This is a genomic window from Xanthomonas campestris pv. asclepiadis, from assembly GCF_020784175.1.
Classification (GTDB): Bacteria; Pseudomonadota; Gammaproteobacteria; order Xanthomonadales; family Xanthomonadaceae; genus Xanthomonas; species Xanthomonas campestris_D.
In genome coordinates this window covers 37181-44057 of sequence record NZ_JAJGQM010000040.1, presented here as the reverse complement: position 1 = coordinate 44057, position 6877 = coordinate 37181, and the positions used below count along the sequence as shown (strand labels likewise).

Genomic DNA, 6877 nt, shown 5'->3' with positions numbered 1-6877 from the left:
CATCACGCCTGCCATGAAGTTGGCGATGGCCACTTAGCTCCACTTCTGGCGACCGCTAGAAGTGGGGGGATTACCCGCGCAACGCCACGCCAAGGCCACGCTTGCTCAACCAGCCACGACACGCCGCGTCCCCCATCGCGAATCACATGTCGCGCATTCGCAGCCCCGCAGCCAATCTGCTTACGGGCACCGGAGGAGCGCGCCTGAGCGCGACGGGCCTTCCAGGGAAACGCCTCATCGCGCCCAGGTGCGCTCCTACGCAGGGAATTGGCCCCAAGAGCGGGCAGACGCCGCGATCAAAGCGCGGGTGTCGACAAGCGAACCCAACTGAAGGCATGGCCTCACGCCGGCTCGTCAGGCACCAGCTCCATTTCCAGCCGCGTGATGCAGTCCTTGAGATGCAGCTTGCGCTTCTTCAGGCGCTTCATCTGCAGCTCGTCCTCCAGGTTCGCGGGCACGCGCTGGATCTCCTCGTCCAACGCGCGGTGGGCGCGTCGCAACTCGGCGATCTGCTCGGCGATCTCGGCGGGTGAGAGGGTTTCCACGGCTCCGAGCATACACAACCGCGGCCCGGTCGCGTCACCTGTGCTTGCCGAGCCGCTTGAGGCTGCGACAATGCCGGCGCGCCGCTGGGGAAACGGCGGCGCGTCTGATCCCCTCATTGCCGCGCGGCCACGGCCGTCGAGAAAGGAGTCTTTACGATGCGTTTGCGTTCTTCCCTGCTGGCCCTGAGCCTGCTCACCGCCGCCAACCTGGCCAGCGCCGCCGACGTCGCCAAGTACGACGGCTTTTTGTGCTGCAACCTGCGCACCGACGGCAGCTGGATCAGCGACAGCAACTACGCCGAAGACGGCAAGCGCATGCTTCCCGTAGGCACCCCGGTCAGCGTCACCGGCTTCGGTCGCAACCGCGTCAACCTCAAGATCGCCGGCGAAAAGCAGTCCATCGGCAACGATTACAGCCGCGACCTGGACAACACCGCCTTCGCCGCCCGCTATGTCGTCACCGCCGACCCCAAGCTCAAGCTGGCCACCTTTCCGCCCAAGATCCGCCAGGCCATCAATGACGGCAAGCTCACCGGCGGCATGACCCGCGAACAGGTGCTGATGGCGGTCGGCTACCCGATCAGCAGCGAAAACCCGAATCTGGACGCCTCGCTGTGGCGCTACTGGCGCGACAGCTTCTCCGAGTACCAGGTGCAGTTCGGCCCCAGCGGCAAGCTGGTCAAGGTGACCGCGGACCCGCAGCTGATGAATTTGATTTGGGCGCAGTGAAATTTTGGGGAAAAACTAATGGCGATACCAAAAGCATTTATATCTTATTCGCACGACTCACAGGATCACAAGAAGTGGGTATTGGATTTTGCAGTTAGGCTTCGAAATAATGGAATAGATGCAATGCTTGATCAATGGGACTTGAAGCCCGGCGATGACTTGCCTCTATTCATGGACCGAGGCATGAATTCTGCCGATCGCGTGCTAATGGTTTGTACGGATAATTATGTTGGCAAGGCAAATTCCGGAGTGGGAGGCGTCGGCTACGAGAGAATGATTGTCACAGCTGATTTGTTAAAAAAATAGACTCTAACAAAGTAATACCATTGATACGCCAGAATGGAACTCATGAAGTCCCTATTTTCCTTCAGTCAAAGTTTTTTTTTGGACTTCTCACGACCTGATCAATTTGAGTTTTCATTCGATGAGCTAATTCGCACATTGCACAATTCCTCGCTATTCGAAAAGCCACAAGTTTCCAGTAATCCCTTTGTCTCTACCTCTCAAACCCCACCTAATCGCGTTGGTGATGGCGTTCTGCAGGTGATTAGGTGCGTTGTAAATATCTTTGAAAAGCAGACATGGGATCATGTCAGTTATTCAGAGCTCATTGCAAAAGCAAAGATGTCGAGAATTATGTTTGACATTTATGTCGATCAAGCTAGGTCACAGGATTTATTAACTCAGGATAATGATAAGGACGTCATTTTGACGGCTAAGGGAAAGGTTTATGCTATTCAGCATGGACTAATCTCTTAACGCCTAGTGACCAAAGCTACTAATCGGAATAAATGAGTGGAATTGGCGAGCTAAATGTATTTTAGTTCAACTGCCTCCTGAGAGATCTGCAGCCCGTGGGTGAGGTGAGAGGAAGGCAAAGGTGTGAGCTACGCAGGCTCTGGCCAAGTAGCTGGCATCGTGCAGTTATCAACCAGTATGCTGAGATGAGGCGCGTCCTTGGTTCAACTGACGTATCAATCTGGTGTCTAGTGACTTATCCCGCAGCAGGCGTGGAAACCCACGACCAGATTATTCAAATTGACCGAGCTTGTGTTGATTGTGTCTGTATACGATCTTGCTGTTGAGCCTGCATAACCTCCCGCGCCTTTGTCTGCTGGACTACTTCCACCTGTGCCATACGCTGATCGACAGGAACAGAGAGCGCCTCTTGCGTCGGCATGTGCGCTCGATGCGCAGCGGGATCTGGGGACTGGTGGCCCTCTCGCCACATGTGCATAATTTCGCCGCCAGCCATTTTTTCGGTTGGCGAATTAAATGCAAATTTCAGATCGTCTTTTGCTGTAAAGCCCTTTTCTGCAGCCATCAGCATCAAACTTGCGCTTAGGCGGTCGCTACTCTCATCCCATGATTTCCCTGCTTGTTGATCAAGTCCGCGAACGCCACTACGGATCTTCTCCAACAGCTCATCGTCTGGTCTCCCTGTCTTGTAGGGGACGTTGAGTGCTGGCTGTTGAGGGTCGATGTCGGGAGTCGGGCTGATGTGCTGGTGCGATCCTTTTGTGTGTTGCAAGAGCCCGCGGGTTGGCGGATTGCTGCTGGTGTCCCAATAGATCTGCGGTGTTGCGGTGGTGCCTGGGGGCAGCGTGATTCCGTTATGTTCTAAAAGCTCTTCTTTGAAGCGCAGGCGTTGCATATCGAGCTGCATTTGCGGAGCAACCCCACCCACTGGATGCGCATACGCCCTGTCGAATGCAATCGCTCGACTGACAGCGCCGGCCCCATAGTAGTTGGGGTAGTCCGAGTCACCGTGGAATCCAATGCCTGTTGTCTGATTTTGCGGAAGTCCTGGCGTGCCTCTGGGCTGTTTGTCGAAGTAGTAAGTCGCTTGTGCAGATACATTCTGAGGCGTCATGGGCAGTGAGCCGTCCTGATTGAACGTAATCCCTGGCCGCGCTTGTGTCTGCGTCCTGTTGCTCGGATTGGCTTCAACAAAGTCATCCACACGGCCATTTCCGAGACGTCTCATTGCATTCAAATCGACGGCCGGATTGATTTGCCGCTCCCGATCAATCAATGCGTTCCAACCTGAAATCTGAGCTTTGGCCTCATCGTCGCGCGCACTTTTAACTAGATTCTCCACGGGGATCGTGTAATCGTTGACCGGATTATTATCTTTTGCAATCGCTTTCACTGCGGCATCAAATTGCTTATATGAGTTGGCCATGCTTACTTGATTGAAGGCATGCTGCGTCTCATGACCAAGAACAAATGTTAGATCAGTAGCGTTGGATTTATTGAACTGACTCTGGGTTTGCCCGACCGTAGCTGGTGGAATGCTCATGGTTTTACTGGTCGGGTTGAACGTCCCCCCTGCAATCGTGCCACTAAGAGGAGCGAAATTTTCCAGCAGCATGCGTTTTTGGGGGTCGCTACTGTCAATGGTCGTAACAGCTCGCTTCATCTCGTTCGCCAGCGTCGGCGAACTGTTGATTGTTGCCTGCAGGTTGGTGACCATATCTTGCGTTACAGGCTGGCTTTGTTGGTTTGCATCCATATACGAACTATTTGCGAAACGCATACCCATCTCTTGCAGCCGGAGCGAACCGCGCAAGCTCGCCGTCGGTGCGGATCCTGGATCAAGCGCCGGGAGAGTGACGATTCCGGATGCCTTATCGTAGGAGCCTGTCAGCGGTTCGGAACCGCCAACGCCTGGCTCGAATCCTTTCAGATGACCCCTGGCTGCTTCTTGATTGAGCCTCTGTGTAAGGTCTGGATCGGCCGCAACCGTTGCGCGTAGCTGCGCTTCCTGATCGGGAGTTACATCCGGTCGATTTGCAAATCGAGTCAAAGCGGATTGCAGTTGAGCGTTTGGAACGGCCATGACCATTACTCCTCAATCTTGTGAAGACTGATTGACTTAACGCAGCTGACACTTGCTTGTTGAGGTTCAGGGGAGGCTGGGTGCCATGGATTGATCTGGGCACGTATATTTTTGCGTGAGTACTGAAAAGACAGAATCCATCCAAATTCGTTATAGAGTCCTAGTTCGGCTTTGAACCCAGCATCTTTCAATGCTCTATCATATTGCTCGAAGGCTAGCTCGCAAGGAGGAGTGGTTGAAAGAGGAATGCTACTCGGTGGTAAAAGTTCCAAAGTGACATTGGAGTACTGCGTAAATTTCTTGTCGAAGTTATACGTGATGCCGTATCCTGAATAAGGAGCTGGTTGATCGAGCGTATAAAACCCAGAATTTTCACCTGCACTCTTGGTGAATGGAACTTCTAGATACTTCTCAAGAAGTAATGGCGATAATTCATCAAAACTTTCGACATTTTCTATTAAAGAGAAGAGACGGTCCAGCAGGGCTTGGGGTGTCAGCTCAGTGTGTGTGGTCATGTCTCTTCCTCGAGGTTCGTCAGCCGAAGGTTTGGCAGTTGCACAAGACGTTGCCAAGCAGATGAGCACTACGACTATCAATAAATTCGCCTTGGATTTCACTTCGCATGCTCCTTTCGTTTGCCAAGTGCACCGCTTAAAAATTTTGTTGCTTGACGATGTTCAACTACTGCCAATTTCTTATAGCTTGTAGAAGCAGCAATAGGTGGCCGAGATCAGGGCCGCAGCGATTACTACTGTTGATTCGAGTCAAGCGCATGCTATGACGAAGCACGTCGCTTTGTCATATCGACAGGCACCGTGGTCTGCGATAGTACATCGTCCAACTGCTCCGCCAGCATATCGAAGCAAAACGCCAACGCATCCATTGGTATGGGAGGCTCATTGATGCCTGAGGTGTTTGACACGTAGCGGGGGCGTGCGAGCGCAGCCAGAAAGCGCAAATGATCGCGCGTTTGCAGTAACCGAAGCTGCGCGTTTTCCGGCAGCAGGTAATACCCGAACAGAGACTGCTCCATGCTTACTCCTCCGGAACAGGCTCCCGCCGCACGATGCGGCGGGATGCCGGGAGGTTAGCAACCGCAGATAGCCGGCGGGCTTATTTCCCTTGCGGGTGTTGTATTCGCCGCCCTCCCGACGTGGAAACGCCGAGCATGCGCCCAAACATCAGGCACAAAAAACCACCGCTTGACGGGGGTGGCACCGCTATCTGTGGAGTTGCTACGCTCCGTGAAGGAGTGTGCTACTGATGCATGGAGGAGTCAAGGTGCAGGCCTGGAGTCTTCGCGCCCTTTCGGTTATCAATGCCGTGTCGCAAAGATGTAGGTATTAACATGCAGGCATTTCAGCTCAGGGGGATACTTAGGTGACTCGAATACGCTAGCTGATGAAGCGGGAAATGGTGTGATCGCCAGAAATATAGTGAGCTCGAAGGGCATTCTGAAACCATTTGATTTCAGGCGCGCAGTTAATGACAAGCCCCACACAAGCCGGGCGCTAGGATTCCTCCTCGGTAAATTTGTCAAAAAAATGAAGCTTCCCATGTAACGAAATCCGGATCTGTATCCTAACGACGATAACGGCGACACCCTCTGGCACATTGCCCAGCAAGGGGTGGATCTATCCAAGCCACGCGAGATTGCGTTCTCCGTGGTCTTCCCCACGAAGGAGTCGGCATTGGCGTTTTCGGTGACGCTGCTGCGCTTCGAGCAAAAGGTGCGTTGCTGCCATTACCCGGAAAACACGGCGTTTCCGATGGACGTGACGGTGTATCCGACCATGATCCCAACGTACAAGGCGATTTCGGCGTTCGAGGAAGAGTTGGCAACAGAGGCCAAGCCGTTAGGAGGTTTGAATGACGGATGGGAGTTTTCTGCGGATGAAAAGAACGTCTAACGCCGGCGATGTGCGAGAGCCTGCGATGCAGTCACTACATCGCTGAGCTCGTCGCACTTTTTACCGCATCGGCCCTTTTTACCGCGTCAGCGCTGCGACTGCGGGACGCGGCGCAGCTGCGACACGTCGTAGCCCATGGCGGCGATACGCTGGACGGCCTGCTGATAGTCGGCCTCGGAGACCTGCGGCGTGCGCGCCATGTACCAGACGTAATCGCGCTTGCTGCGCGCCACGATGGTCTGCGTGTACTCCGCATCGCGCCAGGCAATCACGTATTCGGCCTTGAATGGCCAGAAGAACTGCATGCTCCACAGCGCGCCATTGCCCTCCTTCGCCACCTGGCCGATCGGATGCATGGACTTGAGCGGCGCCTGGAAGCTGCCCTTGCGGAAGGTAAAGGTGGTCTGGATGCGACCGTCTGGTCGCAGTGCATAACTCTCCACCGCATCGTAGGCCTTGCGCTCGGGCCGGGTGGGAATATGCGCGATGACGTACCAGTCGCCCATGAAGCGTGGCACGTCGACGCTGTCTGCGCGCGGCAGGGCGGGACGCGACTCGCTGCCGCTTGCACTTCCGTGAGCCGCGAGCGTCAGTAACAACAGCATCGAACCATGTCGCATGGCAATCTCCACCTGAAAGAAATACGTACATAGTCCTACGGCGTTGCCCTGCGTGCGGATGCAACCCCATGCGATGCAGTTCCGCACTGGCGCACGCCGGCCTGCCTTGCCAGTGAGGCGACGGTAACGTTCAACATGTCATGGCGGCGTTGAAGCGCCAGGCCGACGCGTTGCGCACGCCAGGAGATGCTCGATCAAAGACTTAAGCGCTGGGGCGACGATCAGCCGCAG

9 protein-coding genes are annotated in these 6877 nt (G+C 54.7%); 4 read left to right on the top strand and 5 right to left on the bottom strand.

The genetic code is table 11. From position 1 onward, the window contains the following. Positions 1 to 341 precede the first annotated feature (341 nt). Positions 342 to 545: a YdcH family protein gene (locus tag LL972_RS16435; protein WP_164738977.1), complete on the bottom strand. Its 204-nt coding sequence runs from the start codon at positions 543 to 545 to the stop codon at positions 342 to 344. Between the two features lie 156 nt (positions 546 to 701). Here LL972_RS16435 and LL972_RS16430 point away from each other — a divergent pair, with 156 nt between their 5' ends. The 3 genes from LL972_RS16430 to LL972_RS16425 are packed head-to-tail and all read left to right on the top strand — an operon-like array spanning position 702 to position 2033. After that, the gene (locus LL972_RS16430) at positions 702 to 1274 is read left to right on the top strand and encodes a hypothetical protein (RefSeq protein ID WP_228328501.1); all 573 of its coding nucleotides are present in this window, start codon (positions 702 to 704) and stop codon (positions 1272 to 1274) included. 18 nt (positions 1275 to 1292) lie between these two features. Next, positions 1293 to 1580: a toll/interleukin-1 receptor domain-containing protein gene (locus LL972_RS21820; protein WP_429002176.1), complete on the top strand. Its 288-nt coding sequence runs from the start codon at positions 1293 to 1295 to the stop codon at positions 1578 to 1580. Between the two features lie 42 nt (positions 1581 to 1622). Beyond that, the gene (locus tag LL972_RS16425) at positions 1623 to 2033 is read left to right on the top strand and encodes a hypothetical protein (protein ID WP_228328500.1); all 411 of its coding nucleotides are present in this window, start codon (positions 1623 to 1625) and stop codon (positions 2031 to 2033) included. A gap of 274 nt (positions 2034 to 2307) precedes the next feature. On the opposite strand, the gene LL972_RS16420 is transcribed toward LL972_RS16425, so the two are convergent. From LL972_RS16420 to LL972_RS16410, 3 genes are all read right to left on the bottom strand, one after another. Beyond that, on the bottom strand, positions 2308 to 4116 hold the full coding sequence (locus LL972_RS16420; RefSeq protein ID WP_228328499.1) for an XVIPCD domain-containing protein: 1809 nt from the start codon (positions 4114 to 4116) through the stop codon (positions 2308 to 2310). Between the two features lie 5 nt (positions 4117 to 4121). Beyond that, positions 4122 to 4631, bottom strand: coding sequence for a hypothetical protein (locus LL972_RS16415; RefSeq protein ID WP_228328498.1), 510 nt, complete (start codon positions 4629 to 4631; stop codon positions 4122 to 4124). A gap of 260 nt (positions 4632 to 4891) precedes the next feature. Continuing rightward, positions 4892 to 5149 (bottom strand): XAC0095 family protein, encoded by a 258-nt coding sequence (locus tag LL972_RS16410; protein WP_228328497.1) that lies wholly within the window; start codon positions 5147 to 5149, stop codon positions 4892 to 4894. Positions 5150 to 5690: 541 nt separating this feature from the next. Here LL972_RS16410 and LL972_RS16405 point away from each other — a divergent pair. Next, on the top strand, positions 5691 to 6026 hold the full coding sequence (locus LL972_RS16405) for a ribonuclease E inhibitor RraB (RefSeq protein ID WP_228328503.1): 336 nt from the start codon (positions 5691 to 5693) through the stop codon (positions 6024 to 6026). An 86-nt stretch (positions 6027 to 6112) separates the two neighbouring features. Here LL972_RS16405 and LL972_RS16400 read toward each other — a convergent pair whose 3' ends face one another. Continuing rightward, the gene (locus LL972_RS16400) at positions 6113 to 6646 is read right to left on the bottom strand and encodes a lipocalin family protein (RefSeq protein WP_228328496.1); all 534 of its coding nucleotides are present in this window, start codon (positions 6644 to 6646) and stop codon (positions 6113 to 6115) included. Positions 6647 to 6877 lie beyond the last annotated feature (231 nt).